Origin of the sequence: Tropicimonas sp. IMCC34043 (assembly GCF_003390845.1) — a bacterium.
Lineage (GTDB): Bacteria > Pseudomonadota > Alphaproteobacteria > Rhodobacterales > Rhodobacteraceae > Tropicimonas.
In genome coordinates this window covers 167,665-189,355 of sequence record NZ_QMEK01000002.1, presented here as the reverse complement: position 1 = coordinate 189,355, position 21,691 = coordinate 167,665, and the positions used below count along the sequence as shown (strand labels likewise).

The 21,691-nt window shown below is 64.0% G+C and carries 21 protein-coding genes, 1 tRNA gene and 1 pseudogene; 13 read left to right on the top strand and 10 right to left on the bottom strand.

Annotation, left to right across the window (positions count from 1 at the left end; genetic code table 11):
* The first annotated feature begins 26 nt into the window (after positions 1–26).
* The 5 genes from DQG17_RS10635 (at position 27) to DQG17_RS10615 (ending at position 5,680) form a co-directional block, all read left to right on the top strand.
* Positions 27–1,016, top strand: a complete 990-nt coding sequence (locus DQG17_RS10635) for a TRAP transporter substrate-binding protein (RefSeq protein WP_198666087.1) — start codon at positions 27–29, stop codon at positions 1,014–1,016.
* Positions 1,013–1,507 carry a TRAP transporter small permease gene (locus tag DQG17_RS10630; protein ID WP_116132821.1) on the top strand — a complete coding sequence of 165 codons (495 nt, stop codon included), beginning with the start codon at positions 1,013–1,015 and terminating at the stop codon, positions 1,505–1,507. Before DQG17_RS10635 ends, DQG17_RS10630 begins: the two co-directional genes overlap by 4 nt.
* A complete protein-coding gene (locus tag DQG17_RS10625) occupies positions 1,504–2,766 on the top strand; it encodes a TRAP transporter large permease (RefSeq protein ID WP_116132820.1) in 1,263 nt (420 codons plus the stop codon). The genes DQG17_RS10630 and DQG17_RS10625 overlap by 4 nt, the downstream gene beginning before the upstream one ends.
* Before the next feature lie 69 nt (positions 2,767–2,835).
* A complete protein-coding gene (locus DQG17_RS10620; protein ID WP_116132819.1) occupies positions 2,836–4,056 on the top strand; it encodes a 3-hydroxybenzoate 6-monooxygenase in 1,221 nt (406 codons plus the stop codon).
* A 178-nt stretch (positions 4,057–4,234) separates the two neighbouring features.
* Positions 4,235–5,680 carry an aldehyde dehydrogenase gene (locus tag DQG17_RS10615; protein ID WP_116132818.1) on the top strand — a complete coding sequence of 482 codons (1,446 nt, stop codon included), beginning with the start codon at positions 4,235–4,237 and terminating at the stop codon, positions 5,678–5,680.
* Positions 5,681–5,922: 242 nt separating this feature from the next.
* Here DQG17_RS10615 and DQG17_RS10610 read toward each other — a convergent pair whose 3' ends face one another.
* The 6 genes from DQG17_RS10610 to DQG17_RS10585 form a co-directional block, all read right to left on the bottom strand.
* Positions 5,923–7,230: an extracellular solute-binding protein gene (locus DQG17_RS10610; RefSeq protein ID WP_116132817.1), complete on the bottom strand. Its 1,308-nt coding sequence runs from the start codon at positions 7,228–7,230 to the stop codon at positions 5,923–5,925.
* Between the two features lie 84 nt (positions 7,231–7,314).
* Positions 7,315–8,163, bottom strand: coding sequence for a carbohydrate ABC transporter permease (locus tag DQG17_RS10605; RefSeq protein WP_116132816.1), 849 nt, complete (start codon positions 8,161–8,163; stop codon positions 7,315–7,317).
* 3 nt (positions 8,164–8,166) lie between these two features.
* On the bottom strand, positions 8,167–9,042 hold the full coding sequence (locus DQG17_RS10600) for a carbohydrate ABC transporter permease (protein WP_116132815.1): 876 nt from the start codon (positions 9,040–9,042) through the stop codon (positions 8,167–8,169).
* 1 nt (position 9,043) lies between these two features.
* On the bottom strand, positions 9,044–10,144 hold the full coding sequence (locus DQG17_RS10595; protein ID WP_116132814.1) for an ABC transporter ATP-binding protein: 1,101 nt from the start codon (positions 10,142–10,144) through the stop codon (positions 9,044–9,046).
* A 27-nt stretch (positions 10,145–10,171) separates the two neighbouring features.
* Positions 10,172–11,680, bottom strand: coding sequence for an alpha-N-arabinofuranosidase (locus DQG17_RS10590; protein ID WP_116132813.1), 1,509 nt, complete (start codon positions 11,678–11,680; stop codon positions 10,172–10,174).
* A gap of 125 nt (positions 11,681–11,805) precedes the next feature.
* Positions 11,806–12,837 (bottom strand): transcriptional regulator, encoded by a 1,032-nt coding sequence (locus DQG17_RS10585; RefSeq protein WP_232829403.1) that lies wholly within the window; start codon positions 12,835–12,837, stop codon positions 11,806–11,808.
* 150 nt (positions 12,838–12,987) lie between these two features.
* Between DQG17_RS10585 and DQG17_RS10580 the strand changes: the two genes are divergently transcribed.
* The 5 genes and pseudogenes from DQG17_RS10580 (at position 12,988) to DQG17_RS10560 (ending at position 16,447) form a co-directional block, all read left to right on the top strand.
* Positions 12,988–13,329: a helix-turn-helix transcriptional regulator gene (locus DQG17_RS10580; RefSeq protein WP_116132812.1), complete on the top strand. Its 342-nt coding sequence runs from the start codon at positions 12,988–12,990 to the stop codon at positions 13,327–13,329.
* A complete protein-coding gene (locus DQG17_RS10575) occupies positions 13,326–13,802 on the top strand; it encodes an SRPBCC family protein (RefSeq protein WP_116132811.1) in 477 nt (158 codons plus the stop codon). The genes DQG17_RS10580 and DQG17_RS10575 overlap by 4 nt, the downstream gene beginning before the upstream one ends.
* On the top strand, positions 13,799–14,674 hold the full coding sequence (locus DQG17_RS10570; RefSeq protein ID WP_116132810.1) for an SRPBCC domain-containing protein: 876 nt from the start codon (positions 13,799–13,801) through the stop codon (positions 14,672–14,674). Before DQG17_RS10575 ends, DQG17_RS10570 begins: the two co-directional genes overlap by 4 nt.
* A 112-nt stretch (positions 14,675–14,786) precedes the next feature.
* Positions 14,787–14,912: pseudogene (locus DQG17_RS10565) on the top strand (IS5/IS1182 family transposase); the annotation flags it as partial.
* Positions 14,913–15,013: 101 nt separating this feature from the next.
* A complete protein-coding gene (locus tag DQG17_RS10560; RefSeq protein WP_157973582.1) occupies positions 15,014–16,447 on the top strand; it encodes a pyridoxal-dependent decarboxylase in 1,434 nt (477 codons plus the stop codon).
* Positions 16,448–16,478: 31 nt separating this feature from the next.
* On the opposite strand, the gene DQG17_RS10555 is transcribed toward DQG17_RS10560, so the two are convergent.
* The 3 genes from DQG17_RS10555 to DQG17_RS10545 all read right to left on the bottom strand — a co-directional run bounded on the left by DQG17_RS10555 (position 16,479) and on the right by DQG17_RS10545 (position 17,898).
* The gene (locus DQG17_RS10555) at positions 16,479–17,132 is read right to left on the bottom strand and encodes a tripartite tricarboxylate transporter permease (RefSeq protein WP_116132808.1); all 654 of its coding nucleotides are present in this window, start codon (positions 17,130–17,132) and stop codon (positions 16,479–16,481) included.
* A gap of 49 nt (positions 17,133–17,181) precedes the next feature.
* Positions 17,182–17,508, bottom strand: coding sequence for a hypothetical protein (locus tag DQG17_RS10550; protein WP_157973581.1), 327 nt, complete (start codon positions 17,506–17,508; stop codon positions 17,182–17,184).
* Between the two features lie 303 nt (positions 17,509–17,811).
* A tRNA-Leu gene (locus tag DQG17_RS10545) sits at positions 17,812–17,898 on the bottom strand.
* Between the two features lie 275 nt (positions 17,899–18,173).
* Here DQG17_RS10545 and DQG17_RS10540 point away from each other — a divergent pair.
* Entirely contained in the window at positions 18,174–19,154 is a 981-nt protein-coding gene (locus DQG17_RS10540) for a complex I NDUFA9 subunit family protein (RefSeq protein ID WP_116132806.1), read from the top strand.
* A gap of 47 nt (positions 19,155–19,201) precedes the next feature.
* On the opposite strand, the gene DQG17_RS10535 is transcribed toward DQG17_RS10540, so the two are convergent.
* The gene (locus DQG17_RS10535) at positions 19,202–19,945 is read right to left on the bottom strand and encodes an undecaprenyl-diphosphate phosphatase (RefSeq protein WP_232829421.1); all 744 of its coding nucleotides are present in this window, start codon (positions 19,943–19,945) and stop codon (positions 19,202–19,204) included.
* Here DQG17_RS10535 and DQG17_RS21980 point away from each other — a divergent pair.
* Positions 19,862–20,050 (top strand): hypothetical protein, encoded by a 189-nt coding sequence (locus DQG17_RS21980; protein ID WP_232829430.1) that lies wholly within the window; start codon positions 19,862–19,864, stop codon positions 20,048–20,050. The genes DQG17_RS10535 and DQG17_RS21980 overlap by 84 nt on opposite strands.
* Positions 20,051–20,220: 170 nt before the next feature.
* Positions 20,221–21,657: an NAD(P)-dependent oxidoreductase gene (locus tag DQG17_RS10530; RefSeq protein WP_116132804.1), complete on the top strand. Its 1,437-nt coding sequence runs from the start codon at positions 20,221–20,223 to the stop codon at positions 21,655–21,657.
* Positions 21,658–21,691: the final 34 nt, after the last annotated feature.

Below are 21,691 nucleotides of genomic sequence, written 5' to 3'. Positions count from 1 at the left end.
ACGTCATCGAATAAGGGAGGACTCCAATGACCATCGCAGGATTTTGCCGCAGCGCACTGCTGGCGGCCCTGATGACCAGTGCCGCAGCGTTTGCCGCCGAGGCGCGCGAGCTGCGCATGGGGTTGATCACACCCCCCAGCCACGTGTGGACCAAGGTCGCGAACCGGATCGCCGAAAAGCTGCCCGAAGCCAGCGGCGGCGCACTGACGCTGGTGGTGTTTCCGGCAGGCCAGCTTGGCTCGGAGCAGGAGATGTTCCAGCAGATGTCGACCGGCCTTCTCGACAGCGGGTTGATGACCGCGGCGATCACCAGCCTGCGCGCGCCCTCGTTGCAGGGCTGGTTCACACCCTATCTGTTTGCCGATGTTTCGGCGGCGATCGAGGCGGCGGATACTCCGGCGGCCGGTGAAATGCTGGGCGAACTCGACCGGGCCGGGCTGCATGGCTTGGGCTATACCTTTGCCGGCATGCGCCAGATCCTGATGAAGGACGCGCCCGCCACCGACCCGCAGGAGCTGGCCAACAAGAAGATCCGCATCGTGCCGTTTCCGGCGATGAAGGTCTGGTGGCAGGCCGTCGGCGCCGTGCCGACCCCGGTCAACCTGACCGAGGTCTATCAGGCGCTGCAGACCGGGCTGCTGGACGGGATCGACATAGACCTCGACGCGCTGGTGGGGCTGAAGTTCAACGAGGTCGCCAACGGCCTGACGATCAGCAACCACATGGCCTTTCCGGCGGTGATGGTGGTCTCGGACATGACCTGGAACGGGATGAGCGCCGACGAACAGCAGGCCTTCTCCGAGGTGACGGCCGAGGCGCTGGCCTGGGGCTCGGCCCAGCAGATCGCGGCCGAGGCATCCAATCTCGCCTCGCTGCGCGAGACCGATTTGACCATTGTCGAGATCGGGAATGGCGCCGAGGTCTTTGCCGGCGCGAATGCGGCCGTGGACGAGTCGTTCGCCCGGTATCCGCTGATCGCCCAGTTCCGGACCGAAGTTGCGGGGCAGGCGAAGTGACGCTTTTCCCCACGCTCTCGGGGTGGCTGGTCCGCATCGAAAGGTGGGCAAGCCGGTTGCTCGTGCTGGGCTTTGTCGGGCTGATCGTGGTCAACGTCGCCATGCGCTATGTCGCCGGCCGGCCGGTCATCTTCGCCGAGGAGCTGGCGGCGATCCTGCTGGTGTGGCTTGCCTTTGTCGCGGTTTCGATCTCGATCCACGACAAGATGCAGATCGGCGTCACGCTGCTCAGCGAGGCGCTGGCGCCGCCGCTGCGCCACCTGCTTGACGCCATTGTCTGGGCGATGGTCGCCGCGATGCTGGTGCTGCTGTTGAAGGCCGGGGTCGAATGGGTCCGCTCGCCCGTTGTCGAATTCGAACAGGTGATCACCACCGGCTGGCCGAAAGCGCCGTTCTTCTGGATCTTTCCGATCTTCTGCATCTGTGCGCTGGTGCACGCGCTGGCGCATCTGTCGACGGCGCTGCGCGTGGTGGCAGGAGAAGTGACATGACCGGACTTTCCTTTGCCGCCCTGCTGTTGACGGGGATGCCTGTTGCCTTCGTGCTGATCGGCGCGACGCTGGTCTTCATGGCGGTCTCGGGCCACCTTCAGCTTCTCGATGCCGTGCCGCAGATCGCCTTTGGTTCGGTCGAGAATTTCGACCTTCTGGCGATCCCGCTGTTCGTGCTGCTGGGCGAGATCATGAACGAAAGCGGCCTGACGCGGCGGATCATCATCGCCGTGCGGGTCTGGCTGACGCGGCTGCCCCACAATCTTGTGGTGGTGAACCTGATCTCGAACCTGGCGCTCGCGGCGATCATGGGATCGGCGACGGCACAGATGGCGGTGATGAGCCGCGTCGTCGTGCCGGAGATGGAAAAGGACGGCTACAAGCGCGAATATGCCGCCGCGCTGACCGCGGCCGCGGGGCTTCTGGGGCCGATCATTCCGCCCTCGATGATCTTCATCATCTTCGGTGTGATCGCCCAGGTCTCGATTGCCGACATGTTTGTCGCCGGGATCGTGCCGGGCATGGTGCTGTTCGTGCTGCTTCTGGGGCTGGCGTTCTGGCAGGCCGGGCGCAACCACAGCGGCGGCAACCACGATGCCAGCATTCCGTTGCGAGACCGCTTCGCCGCCACGGTGCCCGGGCTTGCGACGATGGCAATCCCGCTGGTGATTGTCGGCGGCATATCCTTCGGGATCTTCACGCCGACGGAATCGGCCGCAATCGCGATCGTGGTGGCGCTGGTCTTTGGCGGGCTCGTGTTCCGCGAGCTGCCGCTGTCGAGCCTGCCGCGGATCGTCGACCGCACCGTAACCAATTCGGCGGTGGTGCTGTTCCTGATCCTTGCAGCTAAGATCTTTGGCTGGGTGCTGACCTTCAACCAGGTGCCGCAAAGCGTCGCCGACTTCATCGTCACGCTGACCGAAAATCCGACCGTGTTTCTGCTGCTGATCGTCGTATTCCTGTCGATTGTGGGCATGTTCCTCGACGGGATCGCCGCGCTGATCATCCTGACCCCGATCCTGCTGCCGGTCGCGACCACGCACTACGGGATCGATCCGATCCTGTTTGGCGTCGTCATGGGTCTGACGCTGGTCACCGGGCTGCTGACGCCGCCGGTCGGCACCGGGCTTTATATCGCCGCTGCCCTGTCGGATGTGCCGATCCTTCGGCTGTCGAAACTGCTGGTTCCCTATGTGCTGGCCACCCTCGCCGTCATCCTGATGGTGATCTTCCTGCCCTGGATGGTGCGGCCCTTCTGAGGCCGCGCCCTTCGTCCCTGAAACAGACTGCTGCCCGGCACCGTCCGCGGCAAACGGAGGAGATTTGTCATGACCCAGACCCTGCCCATCCTGATCGCCGGTGGCGGTATCGGCGGCCTTGCGACCGCCATCGGGCTCGCCCAGAAAGGCATCGCCTCGCTGGTGCTGGAAAAGGCGCCGGCACTGGGAGAGATCGGCGCCGGCATCCAGCTTGGCCCCAACGCCTTCCATGCCTTCGACTATCTCGGCGTTGGCGACGCGGCGCGCGACATCGCGGTCTATATCGACAGCCTGCGCCTGATGGATGCAATTGCGGGGACCGAGATCACCCGCATCCCGCTTGACGATGCGTTCCGCAGCCGGTTTGGCAACCCCTATGCGGTGATCCACCGTGGCGATCTGCACAAGGTGTTCCTGACCGCCTGTGCCGATCATCCGCTGGTCGATCTGCGCACAGATTCCGAGGTGGTCGATTACGAGCAGGACGGCGCAACCGTCACGGCGATCCTTGCCGATGGCACGCGCGTGACCGGCCGGCTGCTGATCGGCGCCGATGGCCTGTGGTCAAACGTGCGCAAGCGGGTGGTGGGCGACGGCGCGCCGCGGGTTTCGGGCCACACCACCTATCGGTCTGTGATCCCGACCGAGGATATGCCCGAGGATCTGCGCTGGAACGCCGCCACGCTTTGGGCCGGACCCAAATGCCATATCGTTCACTATCCGCTGAAAGGCTGGAAGCTGTTCAATCTTGTGGTGACCTATCACAACGACGCGCCCTCGCCCGAGGCCGGTGTGCCGGTCAGCCATGACGAAGTGAAGAAGGGCTTCGAGCATGTCGCGCCGGTTGCGCGCCAGATCATCGACCGCGGCCAGAGCTGGAAGCGCTGGGTGTTGTGCGACCGCGATCCGGTGTCGAACTGGATCGACGGACGCGTGGCGCTTCTGGGCGATGCCGCCCATCCGATGCTGCAGTATTTCGCCCAGGGCGCCTGCATGGCGATGGAGGATGCGGTGGCGCTGGCCTACGAGATGGATCGCCTGCCGAACGACCCCGAGGCCGCGCTGCAGAGCTATCAGGAGTTGCGGCGCCTGCGCACGGCGCGCGTACAGCTTCAGTCGCGCGAGATCGGCCAGCATGTCTATCACGCCGCCGGTGCCCATGCCGAGCTGCGCAATGCCGTGATGCGGGCCAAAAGCCCCAACGACTGGTACGACGTGGTCGACTGGCTTTATGGCTCGACCGGGCTTGAGGGTGCAGTCTCGGCCGAAAGTCACGCCAGGGCGGGCTGACGGTGCCAAAGGCTCCGCCTCCGCAATGTCAGCGCGGACGCGGAGGCCGTCGCGCATGGCTTGGCCTTCTTCTGTCACAAGGATCGGCTTGGCTGCGCGGCGGGAACCTTGCCTGAGACGGCGGTATGCGCGCACATGGTGATGCGACGAGCCGCGGGCTCAAGTGAGGGAGGACACCATGAGTTTGAACATGCTGATCGGCGGTGCCGAGGTTGCGGCCGAAAGCGGCCGCGTTTTTGACCGCACCGATCCGGTGACGGGCGAGGTTGCGACCACCGCCGCGGCGGGTGGCGTTGCCGACGCGCTCAAGGCGGTCGCGGCCGCGCAGGCCGCCTTTGCCGAATGGTCCGCGAAGGGACCCGAGGCGCGGCGCGCGGTGCTGTCCCGCGCCGCCGACATCATGGAGGCGCGCACCAATGATTTCGTGGATGCCATGGTGTCCGAGACCGGCGCCACCGGAATCTGGGCCGGGTTCAACGTCCACCTCGCTGCCGGGATGCTGCGCGAGGCCGGCGCCATGACGTCCCAGATCGGCGGCGAGGTGATCCCGGCGAACAAGCCCGGCACAATGGCCCTTGCCGTGGCGCGGCCGCGCGGCGTCTGCCTTGGCATTGCGCCCTGGAATGCACCGGTCATCCTTGGCACGCGGGCGGTCGCAATGGCGCTTGCCTGCGGCAATACCGTGGTGCTGAAATCCTCCGAGATGTGCCCGCGCACCCAACGCCTGATCGGCGAATGCCTGACCGAGGCGGGGCTTCCCGCGGGCGCGATCAACGTCGTCTCGAACGCGCCCGAGGATGCCGCCCTGGTCGTGAAGGCCCTGATCGAAGCGCCCGAGGTGCGGCACGTGAACTTCACCGGCTCGACCCGCGTCGGCCGGATCATCGGGCGTATCGCCGGCGAGAACCTGAAGCCCGCGCTGCTGGAACTGGGCGGCAAGGCGCCGCTGGTGGTTCTGGAGGATGCCGATCTCGACGGGGCGGTGAACGCGGCGATCTTTGGTGCCTTCATGAACCAGGGGCAGATCTGCATGTCGACCGAGCGGATCATTGTGGTCGAGGCGATCGCGGACGTCTTTGTCGAAAAGCTCGCCGCGCGGGCTGCGGCGCTTCCCAGCGGTAATCCCCGCGACAAGGTCGTCCTGGGATCGCTTGTGACGCAGGCGGCGGCCGAAAAGATGGATGCGCTGATCGCCGATGCCACCGCCAAGGGCGCCACGCTGGTCGCCGGCGGCACCCGCGACGGCGCAATCCACGCGGCGACGCTGCTCGACGGGGTGACGGCGGGGATGCGCCTCTATGCCGAGGAAAGCTTTGGTCCGGTCAAGGCGATCATCCGCGTCAAGGACACGGACGATGCGGTCCGGGTGGCGAACGACACCGAATACGGCCTGTCGGCGGCAGTGTTTTCGCAAGACATCACGCGGGCCTTCGATGTCGCGAACCGCCTGCAAAGCGGTATCTGTCACATCAACGGCCCGACGGTTTCGGACGAGCCGCAGATGCCCTTCGGGGGCGTGAAGGCGTCGGGCTATGGGCGTTTTGGCGGCAAGGCGGGGATTGCGGAATTCACCGACCTGCGCTGGGTCACGGTCGAAAACCCCCGCCAGCCCTATCCGTTCTAGCGCCGGCCTGCTGGGCGGTCGCGGACCGGGCGTAGTCCATCCGCTTGAGATCACGGCTCGGCCCGTTGCCACTCGGGGGGGGGCGCGGGTCGTGGCGCTCGACGGCACTGACAGGTGCCGGTGAAACGGCCGGTCTCGGGGCATCGGGATCAAGGGATCGGCCGATGACAGATGCGCCCCGGAAAAATGGTCCGGGGGCCTTGCGGCCCCCGGTTCGTATCCGAAAGTTCTTTCGACGGATGTCAGATGTTGTCGAGCAGATCGTTGATGCGCTTTTCCGCCGTCTCCAGGGCATCTTCGACCGATTTGTCCCCGTGGACCGCGGCGGCGAGTTCTTCCCCGATGATGTCCTGAATCGCGAACTGGCGCAGCACTTCGGGCGGCAGGGATTGGCCGGTGTCGGCAATCTCGGCAATGTTCGCGCGGTGCGGCAACGACTGGAACTCTTCCATCTCGAACACCGCCTGCACGGCCGGCAGGTGGCCGGTGCGGGCCCATTGGAAGTCATTGTCGGCGAGGGACTTGAAGAGTTTGCCGATGGCCTCGACCTGCTCGGGCGAGCGATCTTTCTTTGGCAGAACCCAGCCGTGACCGTCTGCGTAGGTGCTGTCCTTGCCGGGGAAGAGTTGCGGGATCGGATAGACGGTGTAGCCGCCCGAGAGCGCGGTGCCTTCCTTCTCGGACTGGGCGACGTAATCGCCGATCAGCCATGTGCCGTTGATGGCAATGCCGCCGTCCCCGTTGGAGAAGCCCGAGACCGCCGCCGCATAGTCCATGCCGGTCGTGGTCAGGCCCTCGTCATAGATCTTCTTGAGCAACTCGACGACCGCGGTTGCCTCGGGCGTTGTCAGGTCTACCGCCTTGGGATCGGCGAAGAAGTCGGAATTCTGCTGCTGCAGAAAGGTGTAAAGCGCGCGGGTGTAGGCAGCCGTCTCATTGGCGAGGACCTGAACGAGATAAGGCTTGCCGGTGGCCTCCTTGAACTGCTCGCCCTGCGCGAACAACTCGTCGACCGATGTCGGCAGGATCGGCGTTCCGTCGTCGTTTACCAGACCCGCCTCTTTCATCAGGTTCAGGTTGACGTGAAACAGCATGGTCCAGTTGTCGAAGGGCAGACCGTACATCTTGCCCTCCTTGGTCACACCGCTGCGGGCGGCATCGGTGAAGGCAGAGGGCTCGATGCCCTGTGCGGCCAGGATGTCGTCGACCGGGTCCAGCAACCCGCGCGACTGGTAGTCGGAGATCGCCGAGTAATGCATCGTGACGACGTCGGGCGCGGCGCGGGAGGCAAGCTGGGCGTTCAGCTGGTCGTAGCCGGGCCATTCCACAGTTGTCACGTTGACGTCGATGCCCGGGTTATCGGCCTCGAACTTGTTGATCAGCGCGGTGATGATGCCGCATTCGCCGACGGCTTGCGACACGTCGGTGACGTTGCCGAATTCGGTGTCGCAGGCACCGAAGAAGCGCTGCAATTCAATGGTGGTATCGGCATGGCCCATGCCCGCGAAGGCAAGGGTGGCAAGCGCGGTTCCGGTAAGAAGCCGTTTCATGTTGTTCACTCCCTGAGTTTCGGGGGCTGGCCCCGGATTGGTGCCGTTCCCGCCGCGATGGGTCTCCTCCTGGGCGGGCGGGGGTCATTTCACGGCGCCCCCGGAGACAGCGGTCACGATGTGACGCTGAAAGAAGATGTAGACGATCACCACTGGCAGGCTTGCGAAGATCGCCTGGGCGGAGAGGAAGCCCAGCCCCTCCGACTGGGCGAAATTGGTCTGGGTCGACGCGATGCCGATGGTCAGCGTGTACATTTCCTTTTTCGTGGCCGAGATGAGCGGCCACCAATAGTCGTTCCACGCCAGCAGAAAGGTGAAGATGCCGAGTGTCGCCTGCGCCGGCAGGGTGAGCGGCAGCAGCACCTTCCAGAAGATGCGGAACTGCGACGTGTTGTCGAGCATCGCCGCCTCGTCGATTTCCTTCGGGATGGCGTTGAAGAACTGCGTCATCAGGAACACCCCGAAGGCGCTCGACATGCCGGGCAGCATCAGCGCGATGTGGGTATTGTGCAGCCCGACCCAGTTGAACATCTGGTGGCGGGCAATGATGACGGCCTGTTCCGGCACGGCGAGGCCGAAGAGGACAATGATGAAGATCGCGCGCCGAAACGGAAACTCCAGACGGGCAAACGCGTAGCCCGCCAGCGAACACAGCGTGAGGACCCCCAGCGTCTGGCCGGTGGCGACGATCAGCGAATTCAGGAACCACCCGAAGACCTGTGAATTGACGAGGATATCGGCATAGTTCTTCAGCGTGTAGGGCGCGCGGAACACGGCATCGGTGCCGTGCATGAGGTCCTGGTTGTTTTTCAGCGAGAGCCCGAGGATCCAGAGGACGGGCGCCAGCATCAGGGCGGCCAGGACGGCGGCGATCCAAAAGAGCGTCCGGTTGGCGGTGAGGTTTTCGGGCGAAAAGGCGGATCTGTCAGCCATGGCTCAGGCCACTTCCTTGCGTGATGAAATCCAGTACTGGAACATCGCAGCACAGAGGATGATGACGAAGAGCAGCTCGGACGCTGCAGCCCCCATGCCCACGTCCCAGCGGATAAAGGCCGTCTCGTAGATATACATCACGATGGGTCGCGAACTTCCGGCAGGGCCGCCGTTGGTCATTATCAGCGCCTGCCCGAAAAGCTGGAACTGCATGACGATCTGGATCACCGCGACAAGCATGATCGTCGGTTTGATCGAGGGCAGCGTGATGCGGGTGAGCACGCGCCACTTGCCGGCATTGTCGAGGGCCGCGGCTTCGTAGAGATCGGCCGGGATCTGTTGAAGCGCGGCCAGAAGCAGCATCATCGGCAGGCCGATGCACCACCAGACCGTGGCAACCCCCACCGAGAACAGCGACCAGCCCTTGGTCGAGAGAAATCCGATCGGTTCCAGGCCAAGGACGTTGAAGATCAGTGCCATCAGCCCGTCGTTGGGGATGAAGACGATGCGCCAGATCAGGGTGACGATTGTGACCGAGAGGATCGAGGAAGAGAAATAGAGCCCGCGCAGGAAGCTCGATCCTCGGGTTGTCTTGTTGAGCGCCAGCGCCAGAAACAGCCCGAGCCCGACCAGCGTGGGGACGCTGACCGCAACGAAGACGACGGTGTTGCGGACGGCCTGGTGGAATACCGGATCCGAGAGCACGCGGGCATAGTTGCGCAGGCCGATGAACTGCCCGCCGCCGAACAGGTCGACCTTGTTCAGGCTCAGCCACATGCCCCAGAACAGTGGAAAAACAAGAAGCGCGAAAAAGACAACGAGATAGGGCGCAACGAAAAGTGCGTTTGACCAGCGGGAGCGGCGATAGCTCTCGGCCATGTCACGCTTCCTCCGAATGGTGATAGGCGCGGCCATCGCCGTCGAAGATATGCAGCGCATTCGGGTCGAAGCCGATCTGGATGACGTCGCCAGACGCCACCGTGCTGCGACCGCTGTCCTCGACCACAAATTCGGTCCCGTTGTCGAGTGTGCCGTAGATGAAGGCCCGGTCGCCCAGCCGTTCGACCACCTTGACCCCGACCGCGATCCCGGGCTGGCCGCGATCCAGCACCTTGGCGTCTTCCGCCCGGATGCCGACGCTTGCGCCGTCGCGCCGGAATCCGGCGGGCAGGCGCACGTCGATCTCGATCTTGCCGGCCCCCTCCACGTCAAGCGTGACCCCTTGTGCGGCATCGGTCATGCCGGTGACCGGAAGAAAGCACATGGCGGGGCTGCCGACGAATTGCGCCACGAACTTCGTGGCCGGGCGCTGGTAGATTTCCATCGGCGCGCCCATCTGTTCGATCCGGCGGTCGTTCAGGATCACGATCCGGTCGGCGAGCGTCATCGCTTCGACCTGGTCGTGGGTGACGAAGATCATGGTCGCGCCCAGCCGCTGGTGCAGTTGCGCCAGTTCCAGCCGGGTCCGCCCGCGCAGCGCGGCGTCGAGATTGCTGAGCGGCTCGTCGAAAAGGAAGGCCTGCGGCTCTTTCACGATGGCCCGGCCGATGGCAACCCGCTGGCGCTGACCGCCAGAAAGCTTGGCGGGCTTGCGGTCGAGAAGGTGGGCGATCTCCAGCGTTTCGGCGGCAGATTGAACCCGCCGGGCAATTTCGTTTTTCGGGGTTTTGAGGTTCTCCAACCCGAAGCCCATGTTCTGGGCCACGGTCATATGCGGATAGAGCGCGTAGGACTGGAATACCATCGCCACCCCTCGCTTGCCGGGTGGCAGCGTGTCGATGCGCTCGCCGCCGAGCGAAATCGTGCCGCCGTCGACAGCCTCCAGCCCTGCGATCATCCGCAGAAGCGTGGATTTTCCACAACCGGACGGCCCGAGAAAGACGACAAACTCGCCAGGCTCGATATGGAGGGTGATGTCCTCCAGAACCGTAAGCGCTCCATATCGCTTGGTTATATTGGCGATTTCAATGGGTGCCGACATTGCCCGTCCTCCCTGCCGCGGCGCGTTTTACACGCCGAGGCGAAACATCCGATAGCTCAGCGGAGCGATGCTGGCCGAAAGCCTTCCGCCGGCGACGATTGCACCCGCCCCATCCACCGGAGCAACAGGTTCGCCGTCCGGACCGTTGGTCGCGCGCAGGTCGTGGCCGACGATTTCCTTGTCCATGGTCACGCTTCGCTCCCCGAACCCTTCCAGCGCCAGATCGAACTCGATCGCATCGGTCTGGTGGCGGTTGACCACGAAGACGGTCAGCGCCCCGTCAGCCTCGCTTTGCACGGCGGCCACGTCGAGGTAGGGCACGTTCTTTGCCACGTCGGTGTCATAGCCGGGGCAGTCCATCGCGAGGTTCAGCGATGTGCCGCGGCCGTATTTCGACGCGAAGAGGAAGGGGTAGAAGGTGGTCTGCCGCCAGGCCGGTCCACCCTCGACCGTCATGATCGGCGCGATCACGTTCACCAGCTGCGCCAGGCAGCCGATCTTCACCACGTCGGCGTGTCGGATGAAGGTGTTGAGGATGCAGCCCACCTGAAGGACATCCTCGAAATTGTAGATGTCCTCCAGCAACGCCGGTGCATGTGGCCAGCCGCTGTTGCCTTCGAGGATCTTCCTGTCCTGCTCGCGCGAGTGGTACCAGACGTTCCATTCGTCAAAGCTGATGTAGACGTCTTTCTTCGACCGCTTCTTCGACTTGATGAACTGGATCACGCCGGCGACGGTGCAGATGTAGGCATCGAGCCGCGCGGTCTGTGCGAGATAGTCCGCGGTGTCGCCCTTGGGGTTGTCGAAATACATATGCAACGAGATGTAGTCGACCACATCATAGGTGTGGTCGAGCACAGTCGCTTCCCATTGCGGATAGCTCGGCATCGTGGGTGTGGACGAGCCGCAGACCACCAGTTCCAGCGACTTGTCATAGGCGCGCATGGCCTTGGCGGTCTCGAAGGCGATGCGGCCATATTCGTCCGCGGTCTTCTGCCCTGTCTGCCAGGGGCCATCCATCTCGTTGCCGAGGCACCACATCTTCACGCCCCACGGTTCCTCGCGGCCGTTCTTCTTGCGAAGATCGGACCAGTAGGAGCCACCGGGGTGGTTGACGTATTCGAGAAAGTTCCGCGCAGGATCCAGCCCGCGAGAGCCGAGATTCACCGCCAGCATCATCTCTGTGCCAGCCGCATCGGCCCATTCGGCAAATTCGTGGATCCCGACCTTGTTGGACTCGGAGGAATGCCAGGCGAGGTCCAGCCGCGTGGGGCGTTCCTCGACCGGACCGATGGAATCCTCCCAGTAGAAGGCCGAAACGAAGTTGCCACCGGGATAGCGGACGACGGGCACGTCAAGTTCCCGCACAAGGTCGATCACGTCCTGCCGCATGCCGTTGTCGTCGGCTGTCGGGTGATCGGGCTCAAAGATGCCGGTGTAAATGGCGCGGCCGAGGTGCTCGATGAAGGACCCGTAAAGCCGCGGATCGATCTGACCGATCACGAAGTCCTTGTGCGCGATCGCCGATGCTCGCATGCCTGTCCCCCTCCCGAAGTATATCATATTATCCAATTTAAATCGGATAAGCCGATATTAACACGGATCCTGCGCGCCTATCAACAAAAACAACGAGCCCTTCCGGCGAACCCTCATCGCCCGACCTAAACCCTTAGTCGCAGAAGGATATCGTGGTCGTAGTTGCCGAACCCGCGGCCGAAAATGTTGACGCCCCCCGGATGTTCGGCCCCCTCCGGAACGGCGATACGAACCCGAATCGACCGGTGTTCCTGCAGGCCGAGGTCGCTCAGTGCCACGTCGGAAATCCGCACGCCGTCGAGGTATGTCCCCGTGTCATTGACCCGGAAACTCTTCAGATGGCCGTACTGGCTGCCGGCGAGCTTCCACCAACCCGGCGTGAAGTTGCCGCGCCGGTCGCCGTAATCTCCCGGCGCCGTCCAGACCGCAACTGCGGTGCCATTGATGGAGATCGTGATGTCAGAGGGCCAATCGGTGGAAGTCCCCGGAACCTCGGAGGACAACTCCATCAGCAATTCCAGTTCAACCACGGCCCGTCCCGCGATGCGAGCGTTGTTGGGGAACTGGTATTCCACATATCCCATCGTGAACCAGAGAAGTTCAGCCTTCATCCGTTCCGGGGATAGGAACGTGTCGGGTGAATCGAGGAATCCCAGGATTCCCTCGGACGAGCACATTCCGCAGGGCGCCATCACATCGTAGCCTGAATAAAGACCGATGGGCATGGCGACCTCGATCACATCCTCAGCAACCGTCTTCGGGCCGTCGAAGGACACCACGATCTCGTCATAGGCGGAGCGGCAGACCTTCTGGCTGCCCTTTCGCGCCTTCTGCGATTCCGTCTGCACCAGCCCTGCCGCTTCCAGCACGTTGACATGGATCGATGCGCTGGACTGCGGCAGCCCCAGGCGCTCCGCGATGTCATTGACGTTCAGCGGGCCTTCCTCATGCAACAGCTTGAAGATGGCCAGTCGCGCCGGTGCCGCCAGTGCTTTCAGCACCGGCTGGGCGTCTTCGGGGGTGATCGTCAGAAATCGCTTGCTCACGGAGCTCTCCACATTCCGGGTATTGATATCTGATTTCTCGATATAGATCAAACAATCGATCAGCTTGCTGGCGGGGAAATGCACCTTCGGTCCAGTCTTGATCGCTCTCACGGTGACGCAGCCGTTCGCAAAGGATCGCGGCACAGAGGTTCGTCGCGCGGAACTCCGAGACGCCCGTTTGCCTTTTCCCTCAAACGCGAAAACTTAGCCATCTGTCGAACTTTTTCTTGTCGCAGGGCGAAAGGGATTATACTTAGAGACATGGCTAAGCATGATCCTGATCTCTCTCGGCTCTTCCACGCCCTCTCGGACCCGACGCGGCGCTCGATCCTGACGCGCCTGGCCGAGGGTCCTGCGCCGGTCACAGAACTGGCCAATCCGACGGGGCTGCGTCTTCCGACGGTGATGCGGCACCTTTCGGTGCTGGAGGAGGCGGGATTGATCGCCACGTCGAAAGACGGGCGGGTGCGCACCTGCGCCATCGTGCCCGAGGCGCTGGCCCCGATGCAGACATGGCTCGAGGAGCAGCGGTCCATCTGGGAAGCCCGGCTCGACCGGCTGGACGATTACGTGATGAAGCTGATGAAGGAGCGCGAGACATGAAACCGGATCTGGATCCGACCACCGACTTGAGCTTTACCCGCACGCTGGCCGTGCCGCGGCATCTGATATGGGAGTGCTGGACCGAACCGAAGCATATCCCGCACTTTTTCATTCCCGCGCCCCACAAGGTGACGTCGGTCGATATTGACCTGCGGGTCGGGGGCCGGTTCGACACGACCTTCGATATCGACGGCAACATGATGGACAACAGGGGCGTCTATCTGGAGGTGGTGCCGGACGAAAAGCTGGTGTTCACGGATGGATACACCGAAGGCTGGAAGCCCACGCCCGAGCCTTTCATGACCGCGATCCTGCTTTTGTCGGACGCCCCCGGGGGCGGCACGACCTATACCGCGATCGCCCGCCACCGCACTCCAGACACGCGCAAGACGCATGAGGAGATGGGGTTCTTTGACGGCTGGGGCACGGTGGCGACACAGCTGGAATCCTACGCAAAGGGGCTGATGAAATGAACGGCCGTTTCGCAACCCTGGCCTTCGAGCGGCAGGTGGCAGCGCCTGTCGCGACCTTGTGGCAGGCCTGGACGGCGCCGGCCGCCCGGGCGGTCTGGGCCGCGCCCGCGCCCTCGGTTGTCGTGGAGTTTCTGGAGGCCGAAACCAGGGTGGGCGGGCGCGAGATCTCGCTCTGCCGGGTAGAGGGGCAGCCCGACGTCCGCTGCGAGGGCGGCTGGCTGGACTTGCAGCCCGCGCAGCGCTCGGTGAACTACGAGGTGATCTCGTCCGAAGGTGTGACGCAATCGGCTGCCTTGATAACGGCGGATTTCTCGGGATCGGGCGACACCAGTCGGGCGGTCGTGACGGTGCAACTCTCCTCGCTCGCCCTGGATATGGAGGCCGATTATCGGCAGGGCTTTGGTGCGGGACTGGACAATCTGGTAGGGGTTGCCGAACGCACCATGGTGCTGCAGCGCGTTATCAGGGCACCACGGCAGGTGGTTTGGGGCGCATGGATGAATCCGAAAACCCTGCCCGAATGGTGGGGGCCGGAGGGCTTTTCGTGCCGGACGAAAAGGATCGACCTGCGGTCCGGCGGCGAATGGGTTTTCGACATGATTGCGCCGGACGGAACGGTTTTCCCCAACCACCACGTTTACGGCGAGGTCAGGGTCGAAGACCGGATCGGCTATACGCTTCTGTGGGGCGAAAACGGGCCGAAGCACGCCGATGCCTGGGTGATGTTCGAGGATGCCGATGGGGCGACGATGGTGACTCTGGGGATGGTGATGAGCACCGCGGCCGAGTTCCAGCAGGCCAAGGGTTTCGGCGCGGTCGAGCTCGGGATGCAGACCCTTGGCAAGCTGGCGCGCTTCGTCGGGGCAGAGTGATTGGCTCTGGCCTTGGGCCGTCTTGGGCATGGCGCAGACTTGCGGCTTGGGGTCAGGACCCCTGGATTTCAGCTTGCCTCCAATAGTCGCCGCCGAAAGCCGGAGCGGTGACATGTCTGATCTTATTTGGACGAACGATGCGCAGATGGCGCGTCTTGAACCCTGTTTCCCGAAGTCCCATGGCAAGCCATGGGTCGATGATCGCGGGGCGCTGGGCGAGATTGTCTTCATCACCCGCATCCGCACTGGCCGCACTCGCCGCGACCGTCGTCTCTATTCTCTATGAGTCCTGACCCGGTCTGCCATAGGTTTGATCCAAGACCTTTGGAGGGGGGGCGAATGGACAGGGAGAGAATTGTGCCGAGTGGGCTGAGCGCGGTGCAGGCGCGTGCCCTCGATTTGGCAGCCCGTGCGGCGCGCAACTATCGCGAAGGCCTGCCGCAGCAAAAGGCGCGTCCGACCTTGAGCCTCGATGAGGCAGCGGGGCGCTTTCTGGGAGACCTGCCGGAGGCGGGCATCCCGGAGGATGAGGTGATCGAGCAGATTGTGTCGGATGCCGAAGGAGGCCTGCACAAGATGGCTGGACCGACATTCTTCGGCTACGTCCTCGGTGGATCGCATCCCGTCGGCGTTGCGGCCGATTTCCTGGTGTCGGCCTGGGGCCAGAACGCCGGCACGTCCTTCGAGACGCCTGCGGTCACGGGCATGGAACGCGCGGTTTGCGATTGGGTGATCGACCTCTTGTCGCTGCCCCCGGAAAGCGGTGCCGGTCTGGTGACCGGCGGCACCGTTGCAAACATGGTCGGGGTCATGGCGGCACGGAATGCGCTGCTTGCCGCGCAGGGTTGGGACGTGGAGGCCGAAGGTCTTTTCGGCGCACCAGAGTTCCCGGTGCTGATCGGTCAGGACGCGCATTCAGCGCCTTTCGCCGCGTTGCGCTATGCCGGGCTTGGCGCCCGCCGCGTGCAAAGGGTTGCGACAGACGACGAAGGCCGGATCGATCCGGCTGCCTTTGCGGCCGCGCTCGCGCTCTGCCAAGCGCCACCGCTCGTCATTCTTCAGGCGGGCCAGATCAATACCGGAGCGTTCGATCCTTTCGTCGACCTTATCCCGATGGTGCACGAGAGGGGCGGCTGGGCTCATGTCGATGGCGCGTTCGGGCTGTGGCTTGCCGCGGTGCCGGAACTGGCTGGCCGGTTGACCGGTGTCGGCGATGCCGACAGCTGGGCCGTCGACCTGCACAAATGGCTCAATGCCCCGTTCGACGCTGGCATGGTGATCGTGCGTGATCGGGCGCCACTGGTCGCCGCAATGTCGGCCCGCGGGGCCTACCTGCCCGATACGACAGCCCATTGGGAACCGAGCGACTCCACGCCCGAGTTGTCGCGCCGTGCCCGCGGCGTTCCCAGCTATGCCATCTTGCGGCATCTGGGCCGTGCAGGCGTTCGCGAGCTTGTGGCGCGCCACTGCCGGCTTGCCGAACGGATCGCGAAAGCGGTCTCGGCCGAGCCCGGCATCGGCGTCTTGAACGAAATCCACAGCAACCAGGTCGCGATAGCCTGCGGCGAGGGGCCAGATGGCGATGCGCTGACGATGCGCGTCCTGAGGCGCGTGCAGGAGGCGGGCAGGGTCTATCCGACCCACGGGGAATGGGCCGGCCGCAAGATCATCCGGGCGTCGGCAATCGGCTATGCCATGCACGAGCCAGACGCCGATCTTCTCTCGGCCGAGATTATCGCCGCCTACCGCTGGTGCCTCGACAACCCGGCATGATCGTGGATGGCGCAGCCTGGTCTGACCAAGGCTACTCCGGACTTATGTATCGTCGACCTGTTCGGGCCGCGTGCCAGTGCAGCCAGGCCGATCGCCCGAATGCCAGCGCCATCACCGCAGTGATCCCGGCCGAGATCGGGCGTTCGATGAAGGACAGCGGCCAGCCGTCGCCGTAGATCTGCATGGTCCGGACCAGCTCGGAATCCGCCACGGAGGCGAGGATCTTGGCCGGAGATCCGGTGCCCACGGCGCCGAGGATCATCACCCCCGACATCGCGATGAGGAAGATCTCGGGCGCGCCGAAGCTCAGCGCGATGTCGGCCACCCAGTCGATACCGAACAGCATCGCGAAATAGGACAGAAGCCCCCCGATCGCCGAGGCGCAGATCGCGGTGCCGAGCGCCTCGGCCGAGCGGCCGGAACGGGTCAGCGCATAGCCGTCGGCGGCAGTTGCGGCGTTCTCCGGCGCGCCGGGGGTGTTGAGCATGATCGCAGTGATCGAGCCGCCGTAGGCCACCGCGACATAGACCGAGGTCAGGAACACGATTCCCGCAAGCGGGTCCATGTTGAAGGTGAAGGGCAAAAGGACCGCGACCGCCATGCCCGAGGACAGGCCCGGCGGCGCACCGACGAGGATGCCGAGAAAGGTGCCGAGTACCACCATCGAGGCGGTCTCGACGGTCATTGCGGCCTGCAGGCCCTACATCAGGGCAGAGGAAGTATCCATGACAGCCTCAGAAAACCGCGCCGAGCAGCCCTTCAGGGATGCGCGCATACAGGAGTTTGACGAACAGAAGCTCGACCACCCCGCCAGCGAGCGCGCCGAGGGCGATGATCGGCAGTGGCCGCCGCTCACCCAGCGTGATCGCGAGAAGTACAGCGATGAGCGCGGCGCAGAGCACCCCGCCAAGCACGTTCCAGCCGAACCAGAGAACCACGGACGGGATCGCCAGCACCGCTGGAAAGGGGAAAGCGGTTTCGGCATACGCCAGATCCGACACCCCGGAGTCACGGGGGGCGTCTGGCAAGGCGAAGCGATCCTGCCCGAAACCTGCCGGCATGCATCGGCGCCAAGCGCACCGCAGGCAATACCGGCCGGGTGCGAGATCAAGGGCAACACCTCCGACTCGGGCAGGATCTACTGTCTGCCAGGGGCGGCGAGACTACGACGGCACCCGCATCTCGACCGAGAAGGGAGAGCGGTGGTTCCGTTCGGAAGCGGAGGCTGAGAAAGCAGGGTGGAGGCAGGCTCAACGCTGAACGGCAATACACCGCCACAGGGCGCCTGTGGATGGACTTAGGGGTGGACTGCAAAGCGCTACAGTCGCGTAAGCCGCTAAATACAAATAGCTCTGTCGGATCAATGGTGCCCAGGAGAGGACTCGAACCTCCACATCCTTTCGGATACTAGCACCTGAAGCTAGCGCGTCTACCAATTCCGCCACCTGGGCAGGTGTCGTGAGCGCGGTGATTATAGCTGGCGTCGGGGGGTGTCAACGGCGATTTCGGGGTTTTTTCGTGCCGCCTCGCCGCGCAGCATCGGGCCGCGAGTTCGGCGCTGCGACGGGCGGCAACAAGACCGGCAAGGCCGCCGGCTGATTGCCCTCAAAGGCATCGAAACGGGACTGGTTGCGATTTTTGACGCGGGGCGCGACGCAATCGCTGCTTGTTCAGGTTCGGGCGCAAAGGTATCTGGCTTTAAGGCGATCGAACGGAGGGATCTTACATGTCGGGACTCGTGACGATCTATGGCGGCTCTGGTTTCGTCGGACGCTACATCGTTCGCCGCATGGCCAAGGATGGCTGGCGGGTGAAGGTCGCGACGCGGGTTCCCAACGAGTCCGCCTTTGTGCGCACCTATGGCGAAGTCGGTCAGGTCGAGCCCGTCCTCTGCAACATCCGCAACGAGGACTCGGTTCGCGCGGCGATGCAGGGCGCAGACGTGGTCATCAACTGCGTCGGGATCCTGGCCGAGCACGGCAAGAATTCCTTCGAGGCGCTGCAGGTCGAAGGCGCGGGGCGGATCGCCCGTCTGGCGGCCGAGGCCGGGATTGCCCGCATGGTACATATCTCGGCAATCGGGGCCGACGCAGGATCCGACAGTGCCTATGGCCGCACCAAGGCCGCTGGCGAGGCCGCGGTCCGGGCTGCGATGCCCGGTGCGGTGATCCTGCGTCCCTCGATCATCTTCGGGCCGGAGGACGAGTTCTTCAATCGATTCGCCGCGATGTCGAAATTCGGGCCGGCGCTGACGATCGTCGGGGCCGACACGAAATTCCAACCGGTCTATGTCGATGACGTCGCACGCGCTGCGGTGCTGGCGGCCGAGGGCAAAGTGGCGGCCGGGGTCTATGAACTGGGCGGGCCGGATGTCGCGACCTTCCGCGCGCTGATGGAGCAGATGCTCGAGATCATCCGCTCGAAAAAGATGATCGCCAATATGCCGTTCGTCATCGCCCGCGTGATGGCCGGCGTCTTCGGGATCGTCGAGAAGGTGTCTTTCGGAGCTTTCGATGCGCCACTGACCGCCGACCAGCTTCGCAATCTTGCCCATGACAACGTGGTGGCCGAGGGCGCCAAGGGGTTTGCCGACATCGGGATCGTGCCGACCTCGATGGCATCGGTGCTGCCGGAATATCTGTGGCGGTTCCGTCCGCACGGGCAGTTCGAGATCATGACCGAATCGGCGGCGAAACTGAAAGTTTGAGCCGGAGTCGTCGGGCCCGCGCGGACGCGGGCTCCGACCGGCGCTGCTCAGCTGTAGGCGATTGCCAGCAGCACCACGCCGAGGATCACCCTATAGATCACGTAGGGCGTGAAGCTGACCGACCGCAGCAGCCGCATCATCAGGGTCAGTGCCAGCAGCGCCGAGATGAACGAGAATACGGCGGCGATGGCGCCGTCCCGGGCAACGGCCCAGTCTGCGTCGGCCGCAACCTCGATCCCCAGCAGCACACCCGAAGCCATGATCGTCGGGATCGACATCAGCATCGAGATCTTGGCCGCATCGGTCCGCTTGTAGCCCAACAGCCGGGCGCCGGTGATGGTGATGCCCGACCGCGACGTGCCGGGGATCAGCGCCACCGCCTGCCACAGCCCGAGGATTACCGCCTGCTTCAGCGACCATTCCTCGGCGACCTTGACCTCGGCGCCTTTCTGGTCGGCCCAGTACAGCACGATGCCGAAGATCAGCATGGTCCAGCCGATGATCGCGGTGCTGCGAAGCGCCTCGGAGACCCCCGCGACCTCGATCAGCAGACCGACCAGGATGACCGGGATCGTGGCGATGATCAGGTTGATCGCCAGTTTTGCGCCGGGCGTGTCGCGCCGTCCACGGACAAGATGGCCAAGGCCGATCAGGCCTTCGCGCACGTCGGACCAGAAATAGATGACCACGGCGACCAGGGTGCCGACATGGACGGCGACATCGATGGTCTGGCCTTGATCTGCGAGTCCGGTAAGATTCGGCAGGAGAATCAGGTGGCCAGAGGACGAAATCGGAAGAAATTCTGTGATGCCTTGAATTATGGCGACGAGGAGGATCTGGAAGAGTGGCATTTTGGTGGTGTCCCGGTTGAATTTGCCGGCACTCTAACCGGATGATTATCAATGGAAAGCACGCAAAAGGGTCGCACCCACTGACTTATTTGTGACCGAGACTGCGTAGGACTCGGCCAGTTCGGGATACTTTGCGCGTTTTTAGGTCACCATTAATGACTTTATTTCCGATCCAAGGGGCTGTAAGCAGCCGGAAAGCGTGATGGAGGAAGCCAGTGGCAAAGCAGCGAATGCTCCAGTTCGTGTCGGTTGAGAGGGAAACGCCCGCGAAACGGGTCGCCGATCAACGCGCGCATGACTTCCACGAGATTTATGGCGAGTTCGCCGACCAGAAGGCTGCCGAGCAGTCCAGCCGGTGCAGCCAGTGTGGCGTGCCCTACTGCCAGTCGCATTGCCCGTTGCACAACAACATCCCCGACTGGCTGCGGCTGACCGCCGAAGGCCGGCTGCAGGAGGCCTATGAGCTCAGCCAGCTGACCAACACATTCCCCGAGATCTGCGGCCGTATCTGCCCGCAGGACCGGCTGTGCGAAGGCAACTGCGTGATCGAGCAGTCCGGGCATGGCACAGTGACGATCGGGGCGGTCGAGAAATACATCACCGACAGCGCCTGGGACAACGGCTGGGTCCAGCCGATCGCGCCTGCGGTCGAGCGCGCGGAAAGCGTTGGCATCATCGGCGGCGGCCCTGGCGGGCTGGCTGCGGCAGACACGCTGCGGCGCGCCGGGCTGAAGGTCACTGTCTATGACCGCTATGACCGCGCGGGCGGGCTCATGACCTATGGCATTCCGGGCTTCAAGCTCGAGAAGGACATCGTGATGCGGCGCGTGAAGCAGCTCGAGGACGGCGGCGTCAGCTTCGTTCTGAACTGCAATGTGGGCGAGGACATCACCTTTGCCGAGCTGCGCGAAAAGCACGACGCGGTGCTGATCGCCACGGGCGTCTACAAAAGCCGCGATCTGCAGGGGCCTGGTGCCGGTGCCGCGGGGATCGTGCGGGCAATCGATTTCCTGACCGCCTCGAACCGCAAGAACTTTGGCGACGCAGTGCCCGAATACGACTCGGGCGAATTGAACGCCGAGGGCCGCAAGGTGGTGGTGATCGGTGGCGGCGACACCGCGATGGACTGCGTTCGCACCGCGATCCGTCAGGGCGCGACGTCGGTCAAATGCCTCTATCGCCGCGACCGGGCGAATATGCCCGGTTCACAGCGCGAGGTGCAGAACGCCGAAGAGGAAGGCGTCGGATTCGAATGGCTGACGGCGCCCAAGGGCTTCAGCGGCGATCCGGTCCGGGGCGTGATGGTGCAGCGGATGCGTCTGGGCGCGCCCGATGCCACCGGCCGGCAAAGCCCCGAGGTGATCGAGGGCGCCGATTACGTCGAGGAGGCCGATCTGGTCATCAAGGCGCTCGGTTTCGAGCCCGAGCCGCTGCCCTCGCTGTGGAACGAACCGGCGCTGGAAGTGACCCGCTGGGGCACGGTCAAGGCCGATTTCCGCACCCACGCGACGGCGCTGCCCGGGGTCTATGCGGTGGGCGACATCGTCCGCGGTGCCAGCCTTGTGGTCTGGGCGATCCGCGACGGGCGCGAGGCGGCCGAGGCGATGCTGGAGAGCTTTGGCGCCGGCGCCGCCGGCCTGGCGGCCGAATAGGCCGCAGGTCGGATGGCCTCGGGTCAGACCGGGC